Annotated in this window: 23 protein-coding genes and 1 riboswitch; of the genes, 18 read left to right on the forward strand and 5 right to left on the reverse strand. The window is 66.5% G+C overall.

Annotation, left to right across the window (positions count from 1 at the left end):
* Nucleotides 1-5: 5 nt before the first annotated feature.
* Nucleotides 6-500, reverse strand: a complete 495-nt coding sequence (cobU, locus tag FG486_RS11905; protein ID WP_338401621.1) for a bifunctional adenosylcobinamide kinase/adenosylcobinamide-phosphate guanylyltransferase — start codon at nt 498-500, stop codon at nt 6-8.
* 53 nt (nt 501-553) lie between these two features.
* Nucleotides 554-759, forward strand: a riboswitch (cobalamin riboswitch).
* A gap of 144 nt (nt 760-903) precedes the next feature.
* Between cobU and FG486_RS11910 the strand changes: the two genes are divergently transcribed.
* Genes FG486_RS11910 through FG486_RS11965 form a run of 12 tightly spaced genes read left to right on the forward strand, consistent with a single transcriptional unit; the run spans nt 904 to nt 12,447 of the window.
* On the forward strand, nt 904-2,844 hold the full coding sequence (locus FG486_RS11910; protein ID WP_181267637.1) for a TonB-dependent receptor plug domain-containing protein: 1,941 nt from the start codon (nt 904-906) through the stop codon (nt 2,842-2,844).
* A complete protein-coding gene (locus FG486_RS11915; protein ID WP_181267638.1) occupies nt 2,844-3,875 on the forward strand; it encodes a threonine-phosphate decarboxylase in 1,032 nt (343 codons plus the stop codon). Before FG486_RS11910 ends, FG486_RS11915 begins: the two co-directional genes overlap by 1 nt.
* Complete coding sequence (cobO, locus tag FG486_RS11920) at nt 3,872-4,483, forward strand: cob(I)yrinic acid a,c-diamide adenosyltransferase (protein ID WP_066283013.1); 612 nt, start codon at nt 3,872-3,874, stop codon at nt 4,481-4,483. Before FG486_RS11915 ends, cobO begins: the two co-directional genes overlap by 4 nt.
* A complete protein-coding gene (locus FG486_RS11925) occupies nt 4,480-5,331 on the forward strand; it encodes an ABC transporter substrate-binding protein (RefSeq protein WP_181267639.1) in 852 nt (283 codons plus the stop codon). Before cobO ends, FG486_RS11925 begins: the two co-directional genes overlap by 4 nt.
* Nucleotides 5,328-6,299, forward strand: coding sequence for a FecCD family ABC transporter permease (locus FG486_RS11930; protein ID WP_181267640.1), 972 nt, complete (start codon nt 5,328-5,330; stop codon nt 6,297-6,299). Before FG486_RS11925 ends, FG486_RS11930 begins: the two co-directional genes overlap by 4 nt.
* A complete protein-coding gene (locus FG486_RS11935) occupies nt 6,296-7,072 on the forward strand; it encodes an ABC transporter ATP-binding protein (protein ID WP_066282999.1) in 777 nt (258 codons plus the stop codon). Before FG486_RS11930 ends, FG486_RS11935 begins: the two co-directional genes overlap by 4 nt.
* Nucleotides 7,073-7,074: 2 nt before the next feature.
* On the forward strand, nt 7,075-8,001 hold the full coding sequence (gene cbiB / locus FG486_RS11940) for an adenosylcobinamide-phosphate synthase CbiB (RefSeq protein WP_181267641.1): 927 nt from the start codon (nt 7,075-7,077) through the stop codon (nt 7,999-8,001).
* Nucleotides 7,989-9,446 (forward strand): cobyric acid synthase, encoded by a 1,458-nt coding sequence (locus tag FG486_RS11945; RefSeq protein WP_137775447.1) that lies wholly within the window; start codon nt 7,989-7,991, stop codon nt 9,444-9,446. The genes cbiB and FG486_RS11945 overlap by 13 nt, the downstream gene beginning before the upstream one ends.
* Nucleotides 9,443-10,081 (forward strand): 5,6-dimethylbenzimidazole synthase, encoded by a 639-nt coding sequence (gene bluB, locus FG486_RS11950; protein WP_181267642.1) that lies wholly within the window; start codon nt 9,443-9,445, stop codon nt 10,079-10,081. Before FG486_RS11945 ends, bluB begins: the two co-directional genes overlap by 4 nt.
* Nucleotides 10,081-11,079: a nicotinate-nucleotide--dimethylbenzimidazole phosphoribosyltransferase gene (gene cobT / locus FG486_RS11955; RefSeq protein WP_137775445.1), complete on the forward strand. Its 999-nt coding sequence runs from the start codon at nt 10,081-10,083 to the stop codon at nt 11,077-11,079. The genes bluB and cobT overlap by 1 nt, the downstream gene beginning before the upstream one ends.
* A 1-nt stretch (nt 11,080) precedes the next feature.
* On the forward strand, nt 11,081-11,872 hold the full coding sequence (locus tag FG486_RS11960) for an adenosylcobinamide-GDP ribazoletransferase (protein ID WP_231749993.1): 792 nt from the start codon (nt 11,081-11,083) through the stop codon (nt 11,870-11,872).
* A gap of 20 nt (nt 11,873-11,892) precedes the next feature.
* Nucleotides 11,893-12,447: a histidine phosphatase family protein gene (locus FG486_RS11965; protein WP_231749992.1), complete on the forward strand. Its 555-nt coding sequence runs from the start codon at nt 11,893-11,895 to the stop codon at nt 12,445-12,447.
* A gap of 557 nt (nt 12,448-13,004) precedes the next feature.
* Here FG486_RS11965 and FG486_RS11970 read toward each other — a convergent pair.
* From FG486_RS11970 to FG486_RS11980, 4 genes are all read right to left on the reverse strand, one after another.
* Nucleotides 13,005-13,460, reverse strand: a complete 456-nt coding sequence (locus FG486_RS11970) for a (2Fe-2S)-binding protein (protein WP_181267643.1) — start codon at nt 13,458-13,460, stop codon at nt 13,005-13,007.
* A 14-nt stretch (nt 13,461-13,474) separates the two neighbouring features.
* Nucleotides 13,475-13,975: a molybdopterin cofactor-binding domain-containing protein gene (locus FG486_RS18060; protein WP_206678386.1), complete on the reverse strand. Its 501-nt coding sequence runs from the start codon at nt 13,973-13,975 to the stop codon at nt 13,475-13,477.
* Between the two features lie 125 nt (nt 13,976-14,100).
* Entirely contained in the window at nt 14,101-15,141 is a 1,041-nt protein-coding gene (locus FG486_RS18065) for a molybdopterin cofactor-binding domain-containing protein (RefSeq protein WP_206678387.1), read from the reverse strand.
* Complete coding sequence (locus FG486_RS11980; RefSeq protein WP_181267644.1) at nt 15,138-15,827, reverse strand: response regulator; 690 nt, start codon at nt 15,825-15,827, stop codon at nt 15,138-15,140. The genes FG486_RS18065 and FG486_RS11980 overlap by 4 nt, the downstream gene beginning before the upstream one ends.
* 163 nt (nt 15,828-15,990) lie before the next feature.
* Here FG486_RS11980 and FG486_RS11985 point away from each other — a divergent pair, with 163 nt between their 5' ends.
* From FG486_RS11985 to FG486_RS12010, 6 genes are read left to right on the forward strand one after another with little or no spacing between them, the layout of a single operon-like run.
* Complete coding sequence (locus FG486_RS11985) at nt 15,991-17,112, forward strand: efflux RND transporter periplasmic adaptor subunit (RefSeq protein WP_181267645.1); 1,122 nt, start codon at nt 15,991-15,993, stop codon at nt 17,110-17,112.
* 11 nt (nt 17,113-17,123) lie between these two features.
* The gene (locus FG486_RS11990; protein WP_181267646.1) at nt 17,124-20,210 is read left to right on the forward strand and encodes a multidrug efflux RND transporter permease subunit; all 3,087 of its coding nucleotides are present in this window, start codon (nt 17,124-17,126) and stop codon (nt 20,208-20,210) included.
* On the forward strand, nt 20,207-21,604 hold the full coding sequence (locus FG486_RS11995; RefSeq protein WP_194249879.1) for an efflux transporter outer membrane subunit: 1,398 nt from the start codon (nt 20,207-20,209) through the stop codon (nt 21,602-21,604). Before FG486_RS11990 ends, FG486_RS11995 begins: the two co-directional genes overlap by 4 nt.
* 20 nt (nt 21,605-21,624) lie before the next feature.
* Nucleotides 21,625-22,161: a GNAT family N-acetyltransferase gene (locus FG486_RS12000; protein ID WP_181267647.1), complete on the forward strand. Its 537-nt coding sequence runs from the start codon at nt 21,625-21,627 to the stop codon at nt 22,159-22,161.
* A gap of 40 nt (nt 22,162-22,201) precedes the next feature.
* Complete coding sequence (locus FG486_RS18190; protein ID WP_241695707.1) at nt 22,202-22,588, forward strand: cytochrome b/b6 domain-containing protein; 387 nt, start codon at nt 22,202-22,204, stop codon at nt 22,586-22,588.
* Nucleotides 22,506-24,206, forward strand: a complete 1,701-nt coding sequence (locus FG486_RS12010) for a toll/interleukin-1 receptor domain-containing protein (protein ID WP_181267648.1) — start codon at nt 22,506-22,508, stop codon at nt 24,204-24,206. Before FG486_RS18190 ends, FG486_RS12010 begins: the two co-directional genes overlap by 83 nt.
* The last annotated feature ends 1 nt before the right edge of the window (nt 24,207 follow it).

Below are 24,207 nucleotides of genomic sequence, written 5' to 3' on the forward strand. Positions count from 1 at the left end.
TATGCTCACCCTTTGAGCGGCACGACGAGTCCCGCAAACATGATCTCGGCGCGATCCGCGATGGCGGCGATGTCTTGATTGAGCCGTCCCGCCATGTCGCGAAACCGGCGCGCCAGCGCATTGTCCGGGACGATGCCCATCCCGACTTCATTGCTGACCAATATTATCGGCGATTTGGCCGCCAGAAGTGCATCCATCAGCTGCTTCGACACTGCGGGGAAATTCAGTTCGTTTAAAAGTATGTTGCTCGTCCAGAGCGTCAGGCAGTCGACAAGCAGCACGCGGCCTGGCGCGGCCTCGCGCGTGATCGCTTCTGGCAGGTCGATCGGGCATTCGACGGTGCGCCAGCGCGGTCCGCGATCCTGCCGATGCCGCGCAATCCGGTCGGCCATCTCATCGTCAAAAGCCTGCGCCGTGGCCAGATAGACGAGCTTGCCCGACTGGCTCTCTGCCAGTGCCTGCGCCCGCTCGCTCTTGCCGGAGCGGGCACCGCCCAAGATGAATGTCAGCACCGCATCGACCCATTTCCCTTGCAAAGCGTTTTCACTCGCAATAATGCGGCTACGCGACAGGTTCCCAGAGATGGGATTAATAGGGAACGCGGAAGCAGGGATAAACCCCTGTAATCCGCGGCTGTCCCCGCAACTGTGACCGGATAGCGGTCGCCCTGATATGCCACTGGAGGCCTCGGCCTCCGGGAAGGCGGGGCGAATGCGATGACCCGGGAGCCAGGAGACCTGCCTGACGCAGTCGGTCCTTTGCGCGGACGGGGTGTTCAGCGTGATCGAGGTTCATCCTCGCGTGACGACATCGGTCGGGGTTCGCGCGCGGGTGACAAGCCAGCGACTGATCCGTCGTGCCATCGGCGCGTGTAACCCCTTGTTGTTTTGACAGGGGATAGCCATGCCTGATGCATTTTTGAAATACACCCTATCCACGCTTGCCGTCTGCGCCTGCGTGAGCACTCCCGCCTTCGCGCAGGACATTGCAGCGGGCGCCGGCGCGCGCGAGCCGGTCATCGTCGTCACCGCCAATCGCACGGCGCAATCGCTCGACAAGGTAGGCCAGTCGATCACCGTGCTCGACAGCGCGGAGATCGAGCGTCGGCAGACCCAGGCCGTTGCCGACATCCTACGCACCGTGCCGGGCGTCACCATCGTGCGCAACGGCGGCATCGGCACGTCGACATCGGTCTCGATCCGCGGTGCGGAAAGCGACCAGACCGTGGCTCTGGTCGATGGCATCAAGCTCAACGACCCCTCGTCGCCCGGCGGCGGCTTCAATTTCGGCAACCTGCTGGTCGGCAATATCGATCGGATCGAGGTACTGCGCGGCCCGTCCTCGGTGTTGTGGGGCAGCCAGGCGATCGGCGGCGTCGTCAACATGATCACGCGCCAGCCGACCGAGCGGCTCAGTGTCAACCTGCGTGGCGAATATGGCTATCGCGATACCGGCCAGCTGGTCGGCAATGTGTCGGGCAAGGCAGGGCCGCTATCGGCCAGTATCGGCGCGGGCTATTTCCGCACCGACGGTATTTCGGCCTTCAGCGAGGCGCGCGGCGGCACCGAGAAGGACGGTTACCGCAATTACGGCGCGAACGGCAATTTCAACCTGGCGCTGACCGACTGGCTGTCGGTCGATGCGCGCGGCTGGTATTCCGAAGGCCGGGTCAATATCGACGGCTTTCCGCCGCCCAGCTTTGCCTTTGGCGACGTGAACGAGGAATCGCGCACCCGCGAGTTCGTTGGCTATACCGGGATCAACGCGGCATTGTTCGACGGACGCTTCCGCAACCGGCTGGGCTATGCCTATACCGATACGCGGCGGCGCAGCATCGCGCTCGACGGCGTGCCGAGCGAGACCTTTGCCGGCCATGGCCGCAACGAGCGCATCGAATATCAGGGCATTTTCGACATTGCCGAGGGATGGCAGCTGACCGGCGGGCTCGAGCGCGAGACCTCGCGCTTTTCGAGCAGCAGCTTCGGCGCGGTGCCCTCGATCGGCCGCGCCAGGATCGACAGCGTCTACGCGCAGCTCGTCGCCAGCCCGGTCCGGAGCCTGACGCTGACCGGCGGCGTCAGGCATGACGATCACAACCGGTTCGGCGGCGCGACGACGCTGGGGGCCAGCGGCGTCTACGCGATTGCGGCGACCGGCACCACGCTGCGCGCCAGCTATGCCGAAGGGTTCAAGGCACCCTCGCTGTTCCAGCTGCAGAGCGATTTCGGTAACCGGCTGCTGAGTCCAGAGCGCTCGAAGGGGTGGGATGCCGGCATCACGCAGGATCTGGTCGAGGGACGGCTTCAGGCCAGCGCCACCTATTTCCGCCGCGATTCCGACGATCTGATCATCTTCATCTCGTGCCCGCTGCCGCGCACCGGCATCTGCGCCGGGCGTCCTTCGGGCACCTATGACAATGTGTCCAAGGCGCGCGCCGAAGGGGTCGAGATTGGCCTGATGATGCAGCCGGTCGATGCGCTGCGACTGCAGGCGAACTATACCTATACCGACGCCACCAACCGGTCGCCCGGCAATGTCAATTTCGGCCGCCAGCTCGTCCGGCGACCGCAGCACAGCGTCACCGCGCTGCTCGATTACCGCTGGAGCTTCGGGCTGGAGACCGGGATCACGCTGACCCATGTCGGTACGAGTTTCGACAATGCCAATAACAGCCGCAAGGTCGAAGGCTATGTGCTTGCGGACTTGCGCGCGGCGTTCCCGATCACCGACCGCATCGAGCTGTACGGGCGCATCGAGAACCTGTTCGACGAGCGCTACGAGACGGTGTTCCGCTATGGTACGCCGGGCCGCGCCGGCTATGTCGGCGTGCGGCTGAGCTACTGATGCAGGGCACGCCCCGCGCGCTGGTCGGCGAATTCGCCCGTCACGGCGGGCGGATCGATCTCGCGCGCGCGGCCTTTCCGCATATTGAGAATTGGACCGATCTGTCGACGGGGATCGCGCCATGGCCCTACCCGGTCTCCCTGACTGCCGCAGCAGCAGAGCAGTTGCCTGATCCGGGCGACCTTGCGAAGCTGGAAGCGGCAGCCGCGGTCTCATTCGGGGTGGACCCGAAACGGGTCGTAGCGGTGCCCGGAAGTGACCTTGCGATGCGGTTGCTCGGGCTGATGCTGGGACGCAGATCCTTCGTTTTCCGCGCGGCCATTGTCCGGCCGGGCTATTCGGGTCATGCAGCAATGTGGGGCGCTTACAAGCCAGCGGCATGCGCATTCGACGATATCGGGCTCATGGCACCTGCTCATGACGTTCTTGTGCTTGCCCGGCCGAATAACCCTGATGGTCTTGTTGCCGATCCTCTGTTGCTGGAATGGGCGGCGTTGACTGTAGCCAAGCGCGGTGGCCATGTAATCGTCGACGAAGCTTTCGCAGATGCGGACCCGGCAAACAGCTTGGCGGGCAGCGATTGGCCGGGACTGATCGTGCTGCGGTCCTTCGGCAAGTTCTTTGGGCTGGCAGGTTTGCGCCTGGGCTTCGTGGTCGCGCAGCAAGAGATCGGAACCGAGCTGCGCGCGCTGATCGGCGACTGGCCCATCTCGGGTCCGGCGCTGGCGACCGGGCTGGCGGCTTACAGCGATGCGGAATGGCAAATCGCACAGCGGGCGCGACTGGCCACCGCATCGCAGCGGCTGGTCGAACTTCTGACCCGGCATGGAATCGCGATTGTCGGGTGCACCGCATTCTTCACGCTCGTCTCCGTCCGCCACCGAGACCGCCTGTTCGTTTATCTGGCGCAGGCGGGCGTGCTCACCCGGCCGTTCGATTACGAACCCTGCTGGCTGCGGATCGGACTTCCGCGTGACGAGAGCGATTGGGCGAGACTGGACGAAGCCCTTAGCGGCTGGAGAATGACATGACCGACACGCAAGAGGATTTCGCCCGCCACAATGCGCGGATGAAGCGCGTTCAGGCCGTGCGCGAACGCATGCAGGCGCGCCGCACCCTGGAGCGTGGGTTGCTGATCGTCCATACCGGCAACGGCAAGGGCAAGTCCTCCTCCGCCTTCGGCATGGCGATCCGCTCGCTGGGCTGGGGGATGAAGGTCGGCATCGTGCAATATGTCAAAGGCAGCTGGGAGACCGGCGAGAAGAATTTCTTCCAGGCCAATCCCGATCTGCTGACCTTCGAGGTGATGGGCGAGGGCTTCACCTGGGACACGCAGGACCGCGCAAAGGACATCGCGGCGGCGCGTGCGGCCTGGGAACGCTCGAAGCAGCTGATCCTAGACCCCGATTATGACTTCATCATCCTCGACGAGCTGAACATCGTGCTGCGGCAGGATACGCTGCCGATCGACGAGATCGTGGCGTTTCTCAATGACCGCCCGCTGACCAAGCATATCTGCATCACCGGGCGCAGCGCGAAGCCGGAGCTGATTGCCATTGCCGATCTGGTTACCGAATTCGGCGAGGTGAAGCATCCGTACAAGGCCGGGTTCAAGGCGCAGAAGGGCGTGGAATATTGATCCGCGCCTGCGCCCTGGCGCTGGCGGTTGCGGTCGCGGGCTGCGCCTCGCAGGCGGCTGACCGCGCCGCGCAGGATGACGCACGCAACGCAGGTTCAACGCGGCCCCGGGTCGTCTCTATCAACCCGTGCGTCGATGCGGTGCTGATGCAGGTGGCAGAGCCCGGGCAGATCGCCGCGATCAGCCATTATTCGCACGATCCGCGCGCAACCTCGATCCCGGTCGACCTGGCCCGGCGTTTCGCGGCGACCTCGGGGACAGCGGAAGAGGTGGTCGCACAGGCTCCAGACATCGTCATCGCCGGTGCGCATGTGGCACCGGCGACCATCGCCGCCCTCCATCGGATGCGCATCCGCCTGGTGCAGATCGGCGTGCCAGAGAGCATCGCCGAGAGCCAGGAACAGATCCGCACGATCGCAGCGGCGGTCCAGCAGCGGCAGCGCGGTGAGAGGCTGGTGGCGCGGATCGATGCGGCCGTTCGCGCAGCATCGGTGCAGCATGGCCCCGCGCCCGCTGCGCTAATCTGGCAGGGCGGCGGGCTGGTGCCGGGCGAGGGCACGCTGGCGAGCGAGCTGCTCAGCCGCACCGGCTATCGCAACATGAGCGGCGATTACGGCCTGAAGCAATGGGACGTCCTGCCGCTCGAGCATCTGGTCGCCCGCCCCCCACAGGTGCTGCTGTCGGTCGGAGCAGAGGACAGCAGCGACCGGATGCTGCGCCATCCGGTGCTGGCGGGCCTGCTCCAGGCGATTGCCGTGCGACGTTATCCTGAGCGCCTGCTGCACTGCGGCGGCCCGACAATCATCGACGCGGTCGCGCACCTGGCCCGGATCAGGCGCGCGCTATGAGCCGGTCGCTGTCGCTCAACCTTGGGCTTTGCGTCGTGATCCTCGCGGCGATGCTGCTGTCGCTGATGGCCGGAAAGGTCTGGATCCCGCTCGACGCGTGGATCGCGGGCGATCCGCGCTGGCCGATCATCGCCGAGCTGCGCCTGCCGCGCACGGTGCTGGCCGCGCTGGTGGGGGCGGGCCTGGGCCTGTCGGGCGCGGCGATGCAGGGCTATCTGCGCAACCCGCTGGCCGATCCCGGACTGTTCGGCGTGTCCTCGGGCGCGGCGCTGGGCGCGGTGATCTCGCTCTATTTCGGCTATGCCGCCGCGCCCTGGCTGCTGCCGGCTTTCGCGCTGGCGGGGGCCGCGATCACGATGGCGCTGCTCGCGCTGCTCGTCGGTCAGTCGGGCAGCATCATCGTGTTCACATTGGCGGGGGTGATCCTCTCGAGCGTGGCCGGGTCGATGACGGCGCTGGCGATCAGCCTCGCTCCCACGCCCTTTGCCACCGCCCAGATCGTGACCTGGCTGATGGGCGCGCTGACCGATCGCAGCTGGGACGACGTGCGGCTTGCCGTTCCGCTGCTCGCGCTGGGGTGCCTGCTGCTGGCGTTCACGGGACGCACGCTCGATGCACTGACGCTGGGCGAGTCCGCCGCGCGGTCGATGGGCGTCGATCCCCGGCGGCTGCAGCTGCTGATCGTGATTGGCGTCGCCTTGTGCGTCGGCGCATCGGTGGCGACGGCGGGGATCATCGGCTTTGTCGGGCTGATCGTGCCGCATCTGGTCCGGCCCTTTGTCGGCAACCGGCCCTCGGCGGTGCTGCTGCCCTCGGCGCTGGCGGGCGCGCTGCTGCTGCTGCTTGCCGACAGCCTGGTGCGCGCGATCCCGACCGTCAGCGAATTGCGGCTCGGCATCGCGATGTCGATGCTTGGCGGACCGTTCTTCCTTGTCCTGCTGTTGCGGATGCGCCGGAGGTTCGCATGAGCGTGCTCGCGGTCGAGGGCATCACGCTCCGCCTGGGCGGGCGGCGCGTGCTGGGACCGATCAGCGCCGCATTCGCGCCAGGGCGCGTTACCGCCGTGCTGGGCCCCAATGGCGCGGGCAAGTCGAGCCTGCTCGCCTGCCTCGCCGGGCTCCACACCCCGGATGAGGGGCAGGTGCTGCTCGGTGGACAACCGCGTTCGACTTTTGCCCTGCGCGATCTGGCACGGCAGATCGGGCTGCTACCCCAGGGCGGCGACGTGCACTGGGACGTGGATGTCGCGACGCTGGTCGCGCTCGGCCGCTATCCGCACCGTCCGCGCTGGGGCAAGACCGAGGCGGACCGCCAGGCGGTGGCGCGCGCGATGAAGGCGACCGATACTGCCCGCTTCGCCAGCCGCACGATGACTGCGCTCTCGGGCGGCGAACGCGCGCGCGTCCTGATGGCGCGGGTGCTGGCGGGCGAGCCGCAATGGCTCCTCGCCGACGAACCGCTCGCCAATCTCGATCCTGCGCACCAGCTCGAGACGCTGGCATGCCTGCGCGATGTCGCGCGCGGCGGGGCAGGGGTGATCGTCGTGCTCCACGATCTGGGTCACGCGCTCCGCGTGGCGGACGAGATCCTGCTGCTGTGCGATGGCGAGGCGATCGCGCAGGGCGCGCCCGATGCGGTGCTGACGCCCGAGCGGATCGCGGCCACCTATAGTGTCGCCGCCGAGATCGGCACCACCCCCGATGGCGAGCGCTTCATCGTCACGTCGAGCATGGCGCGCTGACCATGCTGGCGCGGCCCGAACAGCTGCTGCTCGCGCTGATCGCCGAAGCCGCGATCGGTTATCCCGCCTGGATGTTCGGCGCAGTCGGTCACCCGGTGACCTGGATCAGTGCTGGCATTGCCTCGCTCGAACGCCGGTGGAACCATGGCGGCCCTGTGCGTCGCCGGGCGATGGGGGGGCTGCTGGTGCTGCTCGTGGCGGGCGGCGCGGCGGCGATCGGGTGGCTCGCCGAAACTTGGGCAGGCGAGGGGGCGGCCGTGCTGGTCGTCGTTGCCATTACCACTACGGGCCTGGCGCAGCGCAGCCTCGACGATCACGTCCGCGCTGTCGCCCGACCACTGCTGGGCGGCGATCTTGGCGGAGCGCGCGCAGCGGTCGCGATGATCGTCGGGCGCGATACGGCGGCGCTGGACGAACAGCGCGTCGCGGTGGCGGCGATCGAGAGCCTCGCCGAAAGCTTCTGCGACGGCGTGGTCGCACCCGCCTTCTGGTTTCTGGTCGCAGGCTTGCCGGGTCTGTTGCTATGCAAGGCCGTGAACACGGCAGATTCGATGATCGGGCACCGCGATGCGCGCTATCTCCATTTTGGCTGGGCGGCAGCACGGACCGATGACGTGGTGAACTTTCTTCCCGCCCGGCTTTCTGGGCTGCTTGTTTGTATGGCGGGCATGGGTGGATGGCGCATCATGCTGCGCGATGCCCGCCATCACGCTTCGCCCAATGGGGGCTGGCCCGAAGCCGCGATGGCGGGCGTGCTCCAGCGCAGGCTCGGCGGGCCGGTCACCTATGATGGCGAGCCCGCGCATCGCGCTTGGCTGGGCGATGGACCCGCCCCCGGTGCACGGGACGTGCAGCGCAGCCTGTGGGTCTATCGCCGGGCGTGCCTGCTGCTGTGGATATTGGTGGGAGTCATCGCATGGCATCTGTGATGCTGCAGGGAACGGGGTCGGATGTCGGCAAGTCTGTGCTGGTCGCCGGGCTGTGCCGATTGCTGGCCAATCGGGGGCTGAAGGTGCGGCCGTTCAAGCCGCAGAACATGTCGAACAACGCCGCCGTGGCTGCGGGCGGGGAGATCGGGCGGGCGCAGGCCCTGCAGGCGCTGGCCTGCCGGGCAGAGCCGAGCATCGACATGAACCCGGTGCTGATCAAGCCGCAATCGGACACCGGCGCGCAGCTGGTGGTGCAGGGCAGGGTGGCAGGCACGCTGGGCGCGGCGGATTACCAGCAGCGCAAGGGCGATCTGCTCGCTGCGGTGCTGCAATCCTGGGAGCGGCTCAGGGCCGAGGCCGATATCGTCATCGTCGAAGGTGCGGGCAGCCCGGCAGAGATCAACCTGCGCGCGGGCGACATCGCCAATATGGGCTTTGCCCGCGTCGCCGGGGTGCCGGTGGTGCTGGTCGGCGATATTGACCGGGGCGGGGTGATCGCCGCGATCGTCGGCACCAGGGCGGTGATCGATCCGGACGATGCGGCGATGATCCGGGGCTTCCTCATCAACAAGTTTCGCGGCGATGTTCGCCTATTCGACGATGGTTATGCAGAGATTGCGCGCCGTACCGGATGGCCGGGGCTGGGCGTCATCCCCTGGCTCGCCGCCGCGCGCCAGCTGCCCGCCGAGGATGCGGTCGTGCTCGATGCGGCTACTACCGGGGATGGCCGCATCACCATCGCAGTGCCGATGCTGTCGCGGATCGCCAATTTCGACGATTTCGATGCCCTGGCACATGAACCCTCCGTCCGGCTGATGATGGTTCCGCCCGGCCAGCCGCTGCCCGGCGATGCCGCGCTGGTCATCCTGCCCGGCACCAAGGCGACGATCGCCGATCTCGCCTTCTTGCGCGCGCAGGGCTGGGACATCGACATTGCCTCGCATGTCCGCCGCGGCGGGGCATTGCTCGGCATCTGCGGCGGCTATCAGATGCTGGGGCAAACCATCGAGGATCCCGATGGCATCGAGGGACAGGCGGGCAGCGTTGAGGGCCTCGGCTATCTGCCCGTGGCGACGCGGCTGACAGGGGACAAGCGCGTGATCGATGTTACCGGCACAAGCCTGAGCGATGGCCAACCTTTTGTCGGCTATGAAATCCATGTCGGTCAGACCCGCGCGCTCGAACCGGTGGCGCCGCTGCTCCGGCTCGACAGTGGCGAGGAGGATGGTGCGGTCAGCGCCGATGGCCGGATCGCGGGATGCTATATCCACCGGCTGTTCGATCATCCTGCCCAGCGCGGAGCCTGGCTCGCGCGGCTTGGGGGGCAGAGCGATGGCATCGCGCAAGCGCACCGCGTCGATCAGGCGCTCGATGCGCTCGCCAGTGGGCTGGAAGAGCATGTCGATATCAACCGGCTGCTCGCCATTGCGGGGCTCGCGCGATGACCGGGCCCGCGTTCGAGCCAGCGTTTCGCGATCAGCTCGACAACCTACTGGCCTGGCGGCGCGATGTTCGGCATTTCGAGGCGCGACCGCTGCCCGAGGGCGTGCTCGAGCAGCTGCTCGACACCGCCTGTCGCGGCCCATCTGTGGGCAATGCCCAGCCCTGGCGCTTCGTCCGCATCGTCTCGGCCGAGCGCCGCGCCGCGCTGATCGCCGAGGTCGAAGCGCAGAAGCAGCAAGCGGGCGCACTCTATTCGGGCGAACGCAAGGCGCTGTACGACCGGCTCAAGCTGCATGGGCTGCGCGAGGCGCCCGAGATACTCGCGGTGTTCTGCGATGCGCAGACGGAGGCGGGCCACGGGCTTGGCCGGGTGACGATGCCCGAGACGCTGTGCTGGTCGGTGGTGACGGCGGTGCACACGCTCTGGCTTGCCGCGCGCGCGCACGGCATCGGGTTTGGCTGGGTGTCGATCCTCGATCCGGCGGGGATGAATGCGCTGCTCGACGTGTCCGGCGACTGGCGCTTTGTCGCGCTGCTGTGCCTAGGCTATCCCGAGCGTGAGAGCGACACGCCCGAGCTGGTCCGCCATGGCTGGCAGGACCGCCTGCCTGCCGAAATCACGAGACTGGAGCGCTGATGATTACCCGTGACGACGTTCAGGCCAGGCTTGACGCGTTGGCCAAGCCGCAGGGCAGCCTGGGGCAGCTGGAAAGTCTGGCGGTCGATCTGGCGGTGGCGAGCCTGTCGATGACGCCGGTGACGCGCCCGCGCCGCCTGGTCCTGTTCGCCGCCGATCATGGTGTGGTGGCGCAGGGCGTGACCCCCTGGCCCTCGGCGGTGACCACCGCGATGGTCGAGACGATCCTGAGGGGCAAGGCGAGCAGCACCGCGCTCGCGCAGGCGCATTGCGTCGATGTGCGGGTGGTCGATGCTGGCATGGTCGAGCCCCCGCGCGGTCCCTGGCCCGATCATTTCGTCGCGCAAGCCGTCGCTTCGGGCACGGCGGACCTCAGCCTGAGGCCCGCGATGTCTGTGGAGCAGTTCGACACGGCCTGGGCGCTCGGTGCTGGCGAGGCGCGGGCAGCGGTCGCCTCCGGCTATCGTCTGCTGATCGCGGGGGAAATGGGGATAGGCAACACCACGGCGGCGGCGTGCATCACCCATGCGCTGACCGGCATCGACGCCGACACCGCGACCGGCCATGGCGCCGGGGCGGATGCGGCGATGCGCAGCGTCAAGCGCGACATCGTGGCCGCAGCCGTTGGTCGGCTCGGCGGGCGCACCGACAAACCGGCGCTGGCCGCGATCGCTGGGTTCGAAATCGCCGCAATGGCAGGCTTCTACGCCGAAGCAGCCCGGCAGGGCTCGACGGTGCTGCTCGACGGTTATGTGACGACCGCCGCCGCGCTGATCGCCGAACGGCTGTGCCCCGGCACGCGTGCGGCGATGATCGCGGGCCATCTCTCCGCCGAGCCGGGCCATCGCGCAGCGCTGGCGCAGCTGGGCCTCGCCCCGGTGCTCGAATGGCAGATGCGACTGGGCGAGGGCAGTGGTGCGCTGGTCGCGCTGCCGCTGCTGGACAGCGCTGCGGCGCTGCTCAGCGATGTGGCGTTGCTTGCGGATATCGGGGCCTGATATGCATGACAGACCGCCCTTCTGGGCACCCACCTTACTGGCGGTCCAGTTTCTCACGCGCATTCCCGTGCCCGGCACCGCCGCGCTGACCGCAGGCCAGGTTGCCACCGGGCTGGTGCGTGCCGTGGCATGGTTTCCGCTTGTGGGTGCGGGTATCGGTACCATCACGGGGGCGGTCGCGCTCGCGGCGGCCAGCCTCTGGCCAGCATGGGTCGCGGTGCTGATCGCGCTGGCGGTAGAGGCCCGGCTGACCGGCGCGTTTCACGAGGATGCGGTGGCCGATTTCTGCGACGCCTTTGGGGGCGGCCATGACGCGGAGGATGTTCGGCGGATCATGAAGGACAGCCGCATCGGCAGCTATGGCAGCCTGGGACTGATACTCGCGGTCGGCCTGCGCGCAGCGCTGATAGTGGCGGTGCTCGGCAGCATGGCCCCGTTGCAGGCGCTCGCTGCCATTGTCGCGTCGGCCACGTTCGGTCGGCTGCTCGTTGTCTTGCTGATGGCGGCTGTTTCTCCGGCGCCGCAGGGGACTGGCCTTGCCAAGGACATCGGCGCGGGGGTGGGGCTCTCCACCCTCCTCGCAGCCATGGCGACGGCCTTGCCCGGATTGCTGGGATTTGCGATCGATCGGCCGATGCACCTGCTCGGCGCGTTGCTGGGTGCAGCGGCGTTCCTGCTCTGGTTCCGCGCGCTACTGCTGCGCCGACTGGGGGGCAGCACCGGCGATTGCCTGGGCTTTGCGGCCTATGCCGGTCAGCTCATCCTGCTGCTGGCTGCTACCGCTGCCTGCTGATGTGCGCCAAGGTTCTGCTGGTGCGGCATACCGAAGTCGCGCGTGCATGGCGGGGCCGGTGCTATGGGCAGAGCGACATGGGCCTCAGCCGGGCAGGGGCGGCGCAGGTGCGGGCGCTGGCACCCGATCTGGCGCGGTGGAAGCCGGACATCGTGCTGCATTCGGGCCTTCGCCGCGCGCAGCGGCTCGCGCAAGCCATCGCGGCGCTTTCCGGACTGGACGCCAGCGCCGATCCGGCCTGGCAAGAGCGCGATTTTGGTAGCTGGGAGGGGCGAAGCTGGTCTGCCATCTATCGCGAGACGGGTGATGCGATGGACGGGATGATCGATGATCCCGCGCGCTTCCGTCCCGGAGGCGGAGAGACCACAATGGAACTCGCAGCCCGGTCGCTTGCCGCGTGGCGCGAGCTACCCCGGCAGCGTGGGCTGGTCGTCACCCATGGTGGGCCGATCGCAGCGATTGCAGGCACCCTGAATGGCGTGCCCGTCCGCGAATGGCCGAGACTGGTTCCGGCTCCTGGCGATGCGGTTGAGATAGCAATTCCGGACGATGGTCATTGCGGTTACTGCTCTTAGTGAGTTGACCTGTCCCAATTGGTGCCGGTGACAATTGCTGGATGAGGTGCGGCAACGTTGGTCGTCCCCCTCAAAGTCGCGCTACAGGGTCTTGTCAGAAGCAAACACTCGAGCTGGGCGCAGGAAACGAAGCGGTCGTTCGCCGACGCAGGGCGAACAACCGGTTACACTAGAAGCGGCTATTCTTCATTTCGCAAGGCTTGTGACCGGGACGACAGCAAATGGTGGATTTAAAGGATCGCTGCTGGCGGCAATTCCATAAAATAGGCGTCAGCGCCTTCACAATCGCGGCCACACACCATGCCCGGCTTGGTCCGTGACACTGGGTCGACCGAGAGGCTCACACAACATTGCAATGGCTTGTGGCCGAGCGCCAGGACGTTCAGCGACTGCGCAACGATGTCTGTGACCGTGTCCATCCTCGCATTATTCACAGCCGCCCCGCAGACCATGTCGACGTCTGGTGGCAGGTCGTCAATTGGGAGGAAGTCTTGCGGCGCTGTGCAACTCCGTCGGAACCTTAAGGGGGACTGGCCGCAAGCCTCGCCATGGCAGAATCATAGTGTCGCTGCAGCTTCCTTGATAGCGCGCCGGATGCTCATATAGGTTGCACATCGGCAAAGATTGCCGCTCATGGCCTCATCGATCGCGGCATCGTCGGGTGCCGGGTTTGACTTCAGCAGCGCGGTTGCCGACATGATCTGGCCCGCCTGGCAATAGCCACATTGCGGTACATCTTTGGCGATCCATGCGTTGCGGATTGCCTCCGCCGCCGCGCCGGAGACACCTTCGATCGTGACGATTTCGGCGTCGGCGAGCGAATCGTGCGGCGTCACGCACGCGCGCGTCGGCTCGCCATTGACATGCACCGTGCATGCGCCGCACTGCGCCGCACCGCAGCCGAATTTCGTGCCGGTCAAGCCCAAGTGATCGCGCAGCACCCAAAGTAGCGGCGTGCCCGGTGCGGCATCGACGGTGCGGGATTTTCCGTTAACCTTCAGCGAAATAGCCATATTTTTCCTTTGTCCTATGCGCTCTGCTTGGTGGGCAGTGCCAGCTTGCTACCGTCCGCTCCGATAAACGGCAGCGTGCGCAGACGGTGGCCGGTGGCCGCGAAAATCGCGTTGGCAAGCGCCGGCGCTGCTGGCGGCGTCGGTGGCTCCCCGACTCCGCCGGGCGGCGCGTCGGAAGCGACGATCTCCACTTCAAAGGCCCGCGGTGCCTCGCCCATCCGCATCAGCCGCCAGCTCGGGAAATTGTCCTGCACCACCGCGCCATCCTTTGCGGTGATCGCACCGTAGAGCGCGTTCGACAGACCGTAGATCGTTCCGCCTTCCATCTGCGCGCGCACATGCCGCGGATTGATGACGGTTCCTGCGTCTACCGCCACCCATACGCCCGGGATGGTCAGCGTGCCATCCGCGCTCACCGCGACTTCGACCACGGTGGCGACATAGCTGAGAAACGAGCGGTGCGCTGCAATCCCCAAGCCCCGGCCTTTGGGCAGCTTGCGCCCCCATTTGGCCATAGCTGCAGCCCTTTCCACCACCTGGCGCAGCCGACCGGTGTCGATGGGATACTCGCCGAGCTAGGCCCCGTAATTGCCATAGGTGGCTCCCTCGGCGGCCGGGTCGATCTTGCGCGCGGGCCCAATCAGCTCGAGCAGATAGTCCTTCTGGTCGCGCCCAGCTGCATGCGCCAGCTCCGCCGCGAAGCTTTGCACCGCAAAAGCGTGACATTTGCGACCGATCTCAGCCAACCGATCCTGAGATGGCTCCTGGCATTGCCGGACTCAATCTGCAGGTTCGGCATGGCAAAGGGCATGTCTGTGGCCCCCATGCTCATCTCGCCGTCGCTCGGCTCGGTCACGCTGTTGTCGAAGGTCGAACTGATCGGCGGAAAGACCGTGCGATGGAGCCAGGCGGTGCATTTTCCTTTCTCGTCGAGACCCGCCTCGCAATATTGTGCACTGACCGAGTGATAATAGCCGTGACGAATATCGTCCTCGCGGGTCCAGGTCACCTTGACCGGCTTGCCAATCTCGCGCGCGATCAGCGCCGCTTCGACCACGAAATCGGGCTTGGACTTGCGTCCGAAAGCCCCGCCCAGCCAGGTCGGCGTGACCTTGATATTGGCCTTGTCGATGCCGAGCGCCTCGGCAAGCGTATCGCGCGTACCCTGAGGGTCCTGGACACAGGCCCAGCATTCGAGCCGGTCCCCATCCCATTCGGCCGTCGCACTGGGTGGTTCCAACTCGTGCGCGATCTGCGCATTCCAGGCGACCGCATCGCTCGCCATGCGCTCCAGCCTGCCGGCCATGGCGTTGAAATCGTCCACCAAGACGGTCATCTCGCCCGACGATGTCCTGCCGATTGTGACGCGCGCGGAGAGGTCGCCGCCAGCAACCAGCCGCGCTGCATGGGCCACGGCAGTGACCGGCTCGACGATGCGTACGGCCATCCGGAAGGCCACCCGGCTTGCGATGACCAGCCCCAGCGCGCTCATCACGACGATAACCGCGATATCGGCCCCGTTGGGGATCAGCGAATCCTCGGGCCCCAGCAGCGATGGCGCAAGTTTCAGGACCAGCCAGTAGGTCATATAGAAGCCCACCAGCGTCAGCAGGACCATGGAGACGGTGACCGTCACCATCGAGAACGCGAGCTGTCTCCCCAGCGAGCCTGGCTGTCTCATGCCACGCCCGCCAGCCGGTAGCCGACGCCGCGTACGCCGCTCAGCATGCCGGCGGCTCCGGCGGCTTCCAGCTTCTTGCGCAGCTTGCTCAGATGGCTGTCCACCGTCCGGTCGAGCGCTTCGGCGCCCGGCAGGCAGGCATCGACCAGTTCGCCGCGCGAGAACACGCGCATCGGCGCGCGTGCCATATGGGCGAGGATGCGGAACTCGGTCAGCGTCAGCGACAAATGGGTCGCACCACCGTCGCCATGGACCACCACGAGATGGCTTTCGGCATCGATCTCGACCCGGCCGACGCGAACCACGCCCCCGGTGCTCGCCCCCGACACCCGGCGCAGGACCGCCTTGACCCGCGCGACCACCTCGACCGGATTATAGGGTTTGACGACATAATCGTCCGCCCCGATCCTCAGCGCCTGCAGCTTGTCGATATCCTGGTCGAGCGCGGTGGTCATGATGATCGGCGTATCGCCCCGGCGGCGTAATTCGGCCAGCACCCCCCAGCCATCGACCCGCGGCATGTTGACGTCCAGCAGCACGATATCCGGCTTCAGCGCCAGATGCAGTTCGAGCGCCACCTTGCCATCGAGCGCATGGACGGTGCGATAACCCTCGCGCTCGAGATAGGCGACGGCAATCTCGGCGATCTCGGGTTCGTCTTCTGCGATCAGGACCAAAGCACTCACGCGATCAACCTCATTCTCGTGCGTCTAGCGGTGTATTTGGACGCCGAAGCCGCCCTCACCAGCCCCGTCCACGATTCCTCCACACAAGGCCAACCAAGCTTCGACGCAATGGCTCCACATGGCCTCCACCGCCACCCATATCGGTGTCGCGGTCGGAGACCGTATGAAGACCAGATTGACCCTCCGGTGCCTGACCGGCCCGATCCTGCTGGCTTGCAGCGCTGCGCTGACCGGCTGCAGCGGCAGTACCCAGGCCCAGGCCACGCCAGAGGCGGTCACCGTCTCGGTCATCACGGTCGCCCCGTCGACCGCTGCGCCGGTGGAGGAACTGCCCGGACGCGTCATTGCCTGGCGGACGGCGGAGATCCGGCCACAGGTCGGCGGCATTGTCCAGCGCATGCTGTTCGAGCAGGGCGCGATGGTCCGCGCCGGGCAGCCGCTGTTCCAGATCAGCCCCGCCCCCTATCGCGCTGATGCCGATACCGCGCGCGCGACGCTGGCCAAGGCCTCGGCGGCCTTTGCGCGCGCGAAAATGCAGGCCGAGCGGCTGCAACCGCTGGTCGCTGCCGATGCCATTTCGCGGCAAAGCTATGACGATGCGGTCGCCGCCCGCAACCAGGCCGCAGCCGAGGTGGGCGAGGCACGCGCGATCCTGCGCCGCCGTCAGCTCGATATCGGCTTCTCGCGGGTGACTTCGCCCATATCCGGGCGGATCGGCGCTGCGAACATAACTGAAGGCGCGCTGGTTACGGCCGGAGACGCCAATGCGATGGCGACCGTGCAGCAGATCGACCGGGTTTATGTCGACATCCGCCAGCCGGTCGAACGTTATGCCGCGATGCGCGCGGCGGGGAAGGGCGATGGGCTGGTCGAGATCGTGAACGCCTCGGGCCAGGTGCATCCGGTCAAGGGTCGCATCCTGCTTTCGGGCATCGCGGTCGATCCCGGCACCGGCGACGTGCTGGTGCGCGTCGCGGTGGACAACCCAGGCGAATTGCTGCTGCCGGGCATGTTCGTGCGTGCCCGCCTGCCGCAGGGCAAGCCGTCTGCCGCACTGACGGTGCCGCAGCAGGCCGTCACCCGCGATGCTGAGGGCGCGGCGCAGGTCAGCGTCGTCGGGCAGCAGGACCGCGTGCGCGCCCGCCGCGTCACCTTGGGGTCGCTGGTGAACGGGCGGTACGTGATCGTGTCGGGCCTGCGCCGGGGCGAGCGCGTGATCGTCGAGGGGCAGGACCGCGTCCAGCCCAATACCCCGGTCGATACCCGGCCCTGGCGCCAGCGCTGAAAGGTCCATTGATGCCCCGTTTCTTCATCGACCGGCCCATCTTCGCCTGGGTCATCGCGATAGCCATCGTGCTTGCAGGCGTCATCGCGCTGCCGCAGATGCCGGTCGCCCGCTTTCCCAGCGTCGCGCCGCCCAGCGTCAGCATCTATGCCAGCTATCCCGGAGCGACGCCGCAGACGCTGAACGACAGCGTCGTCTCGCTGATCGAGCGCGAGATGTCCGGGGTGAAGAACCTGCTCTATTTCGAGAGCAGCGCCGATACCTCGGGCAGCGCAACCGTCACCGCGACCTTCCGTCCCGGCACCAATGTGGAAATGGCGCAGGTCGATGTGCAGAACCGGCTCAAGTCGATCGAGGCGCGCCTGCCCCAGGCGGTGCGCCAGGCCGGGGTAACGGTGGAATCGGCGTCCGCGGGCTTCCTGATGATCGTCAGCCTGATGTCGGACGATGGACGGCTCGATGAGGTCGCGCTCGCCGATTACATGACACGCAACATCGTCGACGAGCTCAAGCGCCTGCCGGGCGTCGGGCGGGTCCAGAATTTTTCGGCCGAGCGCGCGATGCGCATCTGGATCGATCCGGCGAAACTGGCGGGCTTCGGCCTGACGGCCAGTGACGTGACCGCCGCAATTGCCGAACAGAACATCCCGATCGCGCCTGGCTCGCTGGGCACCGAGCCGACGAGCGGGGGGCAGCGGGTCACCGTGCCGCTCACCGCGGACGGGCAGCTGAAGACGCCGGAGGATTTCGGCGCGGTCATCCTGAAGGCCAATGCGGACGGATCTTCGGTCACGCTGGACAAGGTCGCCCGGATCGAGCTGGGCCGCCAGAGCTTCGGCACCGCCACGCGCGAAAATGGCAAGGTCGCCGCATCCGCCGCGATCCAGCTGTCGCCAGGCGCCAATGCCGTTGCCGTATCCAAGGCGGTCAATGCGCGGATGGCCGAGCTGTCGCATGGATTTCCCGAGGGCGTGAGCTGGTCGGCACCCTACGACACCGCGCCCTTTGTCAGGGTATCGATCGAGAAGGTCCTGCACACGCTCGTCGAGGCGATGGTGCTCGTCTTTCTGGTGATGTTCCTGTTTCTCCAGAACGTGCGTTACACGCTCATCCCGGCCCTCGTCGTGCCGATAGCGCTGCTCGGGACCATCGCGGTGATGCTGCTGGCGGGCTTTTCGATCAACGTGCTCACCATGTTCGGCATGGTGCTCGCGATCGGCATCATCGTCGATGACGCCATCGTGGTGGTCGAGAATGTCGAGCGGCTGATGCACGAGGAGAAGCTGAGCCCGCGCGACGCGACGATCCGCGCGATGGCGGAAATCACGCCGACGATCATCGGCATAACACTGGTGCTGTCGGCGGTGTTCATACCGATGGCCTTTGCCTCGGGTTCGGTAGGCACCATCTATCGCCAGTTCGCCGTCGCCATGTCGGTGTCGATCCTGCTCTCTGCCTTACTCGCGCTCACGCTCACGCCTGCGCTGTGCGCCACCTTGCTCAAGCCCGTCGACCGCGAGCGGCCGAAGCACTGCTTCTTCCGCGCCTTCGACCGCTGGTTCGATCGGACGAGCACGGCTTACGAGACCTGGGTCGGACGTCTGCTGAAGCAGACCGGGCGGATGATGGCGATCTTCTTACTGCTCGCCGGGCTGATGGGCATCGGCTTCGTCAATCTGCCCTCGTCATTCCTGCCCGAGGAGGATCAGGGCTATTACATGACCACGTTCCAGCTTCCGGCGGACGCGACCGCCAGCCGCACGATGGAAGCGGTGAGCGCGTTCGAGCGTTTCGCCGCAACCCGGCCCGGGGTGCTGACCACACAGGCCATTCTCGGCTTCGGCTTTTCCGGCTCGGGGGCCAATGCCGCGATGATCTACACGATCCTCAAGCCCGGCGCCGATGCCCGCGCGGAAATCGCTGCGGCGGATGCGGCCATGGCCAGGGCGGTCCACGAAGGCTCGGTCATGAACATGATGCCGCCCGCCATCGAGGAACTTGGCACTTCGTCCGGGTTCACGCTGCGCCTGGAGGATCGCGCGGGCAAGGGGCGCGCCGCGCTGGAAGCTGCGCGTGATCAGCTGCTCCGGCTTGCTACCAGCGACCCGAAGCTCGCCAATGTCTATGCCGACGGATTGCCGAGCGGGACGAGCATCCGGTTGGACATCGACCGGGCCAAGGCGCGCGCGATGGGTGTATCGTTTGCCGCGATCACCGACATGATCGGCACCGCGCTCGGCAGTGCCTATGTCAACGACTTCCCCAACCAGGGCCGGTTGCAGCAGGTGATCGTGCAAGCCGATGCGCCGCATCGCATGAACATCGACGATGTGCTGGCGATGCGCGTCCGCAACGCGGCGGGCGGGGCGGTGGCGCTGTCCGAGCTGGTGGCGGTCACATGGGAAAGCGGTCCGCTGCAACTGTCCAAATATAATGGCTATCCCTCGATCAGCATCACCGGCTCGCCCGCGCCCGGCGTTTCGAGCGGCGATGCGATGAAGGCGATGGAAGCGATCGCCGCCCGCCTGCCGCGCGGCTTCGGCATCGACTGGACCGGGGCATCGCTGCAGGAACGCGAGGCCGGTGCCCAGGCCCCCTTGCTGCTCGCGCTGTCGATGCTGGTCGTCTTCCTGGTGCTGGCCGCGCTCTACGAAAGCTGGACGATCCCGACCTCCGTCCTGCTGGTCGTACCATTGGGGCTGATCGGCGCGGTGGCTGCCGTGCTGCTGCGTGGCCTGTCCAACGACATCTTCTTCCGCGTCGGCCTGATCACGATCATCGGGCTCAGCGCCAAGAATGCGATCCTGATCGTCGAATTCGCCAAGCGCTATCGCGAACAGGGCATGGGACCGATGGCCGCAGCGATGACGGCCGCCAGGGTCCGACTGCGCCCGATCATCATGACCAGCCTGGCCTTCACCTTGGGCGTCGTGCCGCTGATGCTGGCGCGCGGGGCGAGCGCGGAAACGCAGACGGCGATCGGCACCGGCGTGTTCGGCGGAATGATTACCGGCACCGTCCTGACCGTGATCTTCGTGCCCGTCTTCTTTGTGGTGGTTCTGGGTCTGGCGGAACGCTGGAAGGCAGGAAAGGCATGAAGGTGCGCGCCCTTGTTCTCGGGCTGATGCTGGCCACGACCGCCTGCTCGCTGACCTCCAGGCTTGATCTGCCGCCGCCGCCGGTCGCTGCAGCCTATCCGGTGGCGCTCGACGGTGAAGCGGTGCCCGAATGGCGGGCGATGTTCGGCGATCCGCGCCTGCAGCGGCTGATCGCACTGGCGCTGAACGAAAACCGCGACCTGCGCATCGCGGCGCTGAATGCCGAAGGGGCGCGCGCGCAGATCGGTATCCAGCGGGCGCAAAGCCTGCCCAATGTCAATCTGGATGCCGGCTATACCCGCCAGCGCCAGCCATCGGGCGTGGCGGGGGCAGGGGTGGGCGTGACCCCGGGAGAAAATACCGGCATCACCTTCGGTCAGGTGACGGCGCAGGCGGCGCTGACCAGCTTCGAGATCGACCTGTTCGGTCGGCTGCGTGCACAAAATGCTGCCGCGAGCGAGCGCTATCTGGCCTCGCGCGAGGGCCAGCGCGCGGTCAGGCTGGCTGTCATCGGAGCGGTCGCCGACGCCTATCTGGCCGAACGGCTGGCCGACGAGCAGCTGCGGCTGACCCGGGCGACCCTGGCCGACTGGCAGGATTCGCTGCGCCTCACGCAGCAGCGTCACGCCGCAGGCCAGTCGGGCGGGATGGATCTCGCCCAAGCCGAGGGGCAGGTTCGCCAGGCCGAGGCCGATCTGGCGCAACGGCAGCGCGAGCACATGCAGGCGAGCCATGCGCTGGTGCTGGCGGTCGGCTATCCCATGCTGACGGACCTGCCCGAACCGATCGACCTGATGGGCCAGCCGATCCGCACCGCGCTCGCCGCCGATACACCGTCCGATCTGCTCATCCGCCGACCGGACATCATGCAGGCGGAGCACGAGTTGCGCGCTGCCAATGCGGATGTCGGCGCGGCGCGCGCAGCCTTTTTCCCGCGCCTGTCGCTCACCGGGGCGTTCGGCTTTGCCAGCCTCGCGCTGCAATCGCTGTTCCAGTCGGCCAACCAGAGCTGGTCGTTTTCCCCCGCGCTTTCCGTCCCGATCTTTCGCGGTGGCGAGCTGAAGGCCTCGCTCGACCTGTCGCGCGTGCGTACGTCGATCGCGATTGCCACGTACGAAAAGGCGATCCAGACCGCCTTTCGCGAGGTCGCCGATGGCCTTGCCGCCAGAGCAACCTTCACCGCGCAGCTGGATGCGCAGAAGGCCGCCGTGGCACAGGCCAAACGCAGACTGGCCCTGACCCGTCTTTCGCACCGGGCCGGGGTGACCAGTCGGCTCGAACTGCTCGATGCGCAGCGCACGCTTTATGCTGCGCAGCAGGCGCTGCTTTCCGCGCGCCACGGCGAACTCACCAGCGCGACCGCGCTCTACCGTGCCCTGGGCGGCGGTGCCTGAAACAACGACAGGACGAAGACATGACTTGCAGCCAGATAACGCTTAGCACCGCCACCCCGGCCGATTACCCCGCCTTCAAGCGTGAGCTGCAGGCAGCCTTTGCCGTTGCCGTGGTCGAGGAGTTGGGCGGGCTGCCAGACGGCCCGATACCGTCGGATGCCGAACTGGACGAAGCGCTGTCCGCACCCCATGCGATCGTGTTGCAGATCCTCCGCGAGGGGCACCGTGTCGGTGGCGCGGTCGTGACGATCAACCGCGACACCCAGGCAAATTCGCTCGACCTTCTGTATGTCTCGCCCGATCAGCACGGCCGTGGATTAGGCAAGGCAGCATGGTCCGCGATCGAGGCGATGTTTCCCGAAACGCGCAGCTGGGAAACCGCCACGCCCTGTTTCGAGAAGCGCAACATCCACTTCTACGTCAATGTCTGCGGTTTCCACATCGTCGAATATTTCAACGAACGCCATTCGGAGCCGGACCAATCGAGCAGCACAGGCTTGCCCGGTGACGGGGAAATGTTCCGCTTCATGAAGACGAAGAACCCCGTTCGGCTCTAGGGCGGCCTGCGCAATATCTGATCCTGGGGAAGTGCATTCCATGACAGACGCCGCTGAACAGCTGACGAAATACCCGCTTTCGATGCACATGCTGCACTGGCTGCGCGCGGTCATCATTCTGGGTCTAATCTGGTCCGGCTGGTACATGACCAGCCTGCCCGGAGACACGCCTGCGGCCACGCTCGCCCTGCCGGTGAAGGAGGTGTACCTTACTGGCAGTTATGGCTGCGGTGTGAACCGGGCAAGCAACCGCAATCCGCGTACGAGTCGCCTGCACCTTCAATATCGCAACGATCAGTGCTTCGTTGAACCTACTCGATTTCATGCGGTCAGCTTAGGCCCAGATGATCGGACGCGCCTTAAATCCGCAGGAAGAAAGCAGGATTCAAACCGTCAGAAGAACGACCTCTCAATTCAAGGCCTGTAGCCTTTTGAGTACAGATGAACTACTATCGAGTGCCGTACGATTACATGGACTCAGTTGTCGTGCGGTGGGGGGCAGGTACGTGGAGGCAAGCGAGGGGAGAAGCGCGGCTGCACCATCCTTTCGGGCATTTTTGAGCTATAGCCACGCGGACTTCGCCGCCGCACAGCGGCTGCATCGCAAGCTCGAACGGTATCGCCTGCCGCGGCACATGCGTCCGGCGGGGGGCGATGGCCGGATCGGCACGATATTTCGCGATCGTGAGGACCTCGCCGCCGCAACGGATCTTTCGGCCAGCGTGCGCAACGCGCTCGCGTCCTCGCAGGCGCTGATTGTGCTCTGCTCGCCCGAGGCCAGGGCCTCGCAATGGGTGGCGCGCGAAATCGCGCTGTTCCGCGAACTGCATCCCGATCGGCCGATCCTCGCGGCTTTGATCGACGGAGAACCCCGCGAGGCCTTCCCGGCGCTGCTGCAGGACGGCTGCGAACCATTGGCGGCGGACCTGCGCAAGCAAGGCGATGGCTATCGCCTCGGGTTCCTCAAGGTGGTGGCCGGCGTCATCGGGGTGCCGCTGGATGCGCTGGTGCAGCGCGACAGCCAAAGGCAGATAAGGCGCGTGATGGCCGTCACGGGGCTGGCCTGCGCGATTGCCCTAGTGATGGCGGTGATGACAGCGATCGCCCTCAAAGCGCGCGGCGAAGCGCAACGGCAACAGGCTGCGGCCGAGGGGCTGATCGAATTCATGCTGACCGATCTGCAAGAAGACCTTGCCGGCACCGCGGGGGTTGCGGTGATGGCGCGCGTGAACCAGCGCGCCCTTGCCTATTACGAAGGGCAGCAAAGCTTGACTGCGCTCTCGCCCGACAGTCTGGAACGGCGTGCGCGGGTTATCGGCCGGCTCGGCGAGGATGCCATCTTCCGCAAGGATTACGCGCTGGCGCGGCGCAATCTCAGCGAGAGGGCGCGCACGACCCTGAGCCTGCTCGGTGATGCGCCGGACGATCCGGAGCGCCAATTCGATCACGCCCTCAGCCTCAATCGCCTGGCCGTTCTGTCCGAAGCCGAAGGGAAAGCTGCACAGGCCGAGGCCGAGCTCCGGCAGAGCTGGGCGCTGCTGTCCGGGCTGCGGGCCTGGAAAAGCGGCGACCCCGAATGGCGGCGGGCTACGGCGCTGGTCGCGGGCAATCTGTGCGCAATCGATGGGCTGGCGAGAGCGGTCGACGATTCCACGCTCGGCAAGTGCCGGATCGCGGTCGAGCTCGGCGAGCGGCTGGCTGCCGACGACAAGGTCGCCTCGCGCGCGCCCTATGATCTGGTCTTCAACATGATGTGGCACAGCGTCGCGCTGGAACAGGCGGGCCGGCGCGATGATGCCGGCAGCGTCCGGCGCAAGACCTTGCAGCTGGCCGACCGGCTTGCCTCCACACACCCGGACAACCGCAAGATCAAGTCGCAGCGGATGGAAATCTATGGCTATCTCGCATCCTTCGAGGCGCCGCCGGTGAGGCGCGCGATGCTGACGACGGCCTTGCGGATCGCACAGGAACTGACGCAGCTCGATCCTGAACGGGCGGACTGGCGATCAAATCTGGACAATTTTCGCAAGCGGTTGGAGGAATGAG

Source organism: Blastomonas ursincola (genome assembly GCF_013607875.1).
GTDB lineage: Bacteria > Pseudomonadota > Alphaproteobacteria > Sphingomonadales > Sphingomonadaceae > Blastomonas > Blastomonas ursincola.

Excerpts from the sequence above, each read along its gene's own strand:
- FG486_RS11910 (WP_181267637.1), top strand. The coding sequence starts at position 904 with ATGCCTGATGCATTTTTGAAATACACCCTATCCACGCTTGCCGTCTGC.
- FG486_RS11915 (WP_181267638.1), top strand. The coding sequence starts at position 2,844 with ATGCAGGGCACGCCCCGCGCGCTGGTCGGCGAATTCGCCCGTCACGGC.
- cobO (WP_066283013.1), top strand. The coding sequence starts at position 3,872 with ATGACCGACACGCAAGAGGATTTCGCCCGCCACAATGCGCGGATGAAG.
- FG486_RS11930 (WP_181267640.1), top strand. The coding sequence starts at position 5,328 with ATGAGCCGGTCGCTGTCGCTCAACCTTGGGCTTTGCGTCGTGATCCTC.
- FG486_RS11935 (WP_066282999.1), top strand. The coding sequence starts at position 6,296 with ATGAGCGTGCTCGCGGTCGAGGGCATCACGCTCCGCCTGGGCGGGCGG.
- cbiB (WP_181267641.1), top strand. The coding sequence starts at position 7,075 with ATGCTGGCGCGGCCCGAACAGCTGCTGCTCGCGCTGATCGCCGAAGCC.
- FG486_RS11945 (WP_137775447.1), top strand. The coding sequence starts at position 7,989 with ATGGCATCTGTGATGCTGCAGGGAACGGGGTCGGATGTCGGCAAGTCT.
- bluB (WP_181267642.1), top strand. The coding sequence starts at position 9,443 with ATGACCGGGCCCGCGTTCGAGCCAGCGTTTCGCGATCAGCTCGACAAC.
- cobT (WP_137775445.1), top strand. The coding sequence starts at position 10,081 with ATGATTACCCGTGACGACGTTCAGGCCAGGCTTGACGCGTTGGCCAAG.
- FG486_RS11960 (WP_231749993.1), top strand. The coding sequence starts at position 11,081 with ATGCATGACAGACCGCCCTTCTGGGCACCCACCTTACTGGCGGTCCAG.
- FG486_RS11970 (WP_181267643.1), bottom strand. The coding sequence starts at position 13,460 with ATGGCTATTTCGCTGAAGGTTAACGGAAAATCCCGCACCGTCGATGCC.
- FG486_RS18060 (WP_206678386.1), bottom strand. The coding sequence starts at position 13,975 with ATGGCCAAATGGGGGCGCAAGCTGCCCAAAGGCCGGGGCTTGGGGATT.
- FG486_RS18065 (WP_206678387.1), bottom strand. The coding sequence starts at position 15,141 with ATGAGACAGCCAGGCTCGCTGGGGAGACAGCTCGCGTTCTCGATGGTG.
- FG486_RS11985 (WP_181267645.1), top strand. The coding sequence starts at position 15,991 with ATGAAGACCAGATTGACCCTCCGGTGCCTGACCGGCCCGATCCTGCTG.
- FG486_RS11990 (WP_181267646.1), top strand. The coding sequence starts at position 17,124 with ATGCCCCGTTTCTTCATCGACCGGCCCATCTTCGCCTGGGTCATCGCG.
- FG486_RS11995 (WP_194249879.1), top strand. The coding sequence starts at position 20,207 with ATGAAGGTGCGCGCCCTTGTTCTCGGGCTGATGCTGGCCACGACCGCC.
- FG486_RS12000 (WP_181267647.1), top strand. The coding sequence starts at position 21,625 with ATGACTTGCAGCCAGATAACGCTTAGCACCGCCACCCCGGCCGATTAC.
- FG486_RS18190 (WP_241695707.1), top strand. The coding sequence starts at position 22,202 with ATGACAGACGCCGCTGAACAGCTGACGAAATACCCGCTTTCGATGCAC.
- FG486_RS12010 (WP_181267648.1), top strand. The coding sequence starts at position 22,506 with ATGATCGGACGCGCCTTAAATCCGCAGGAAGAAAGCAGGATTCAAACC.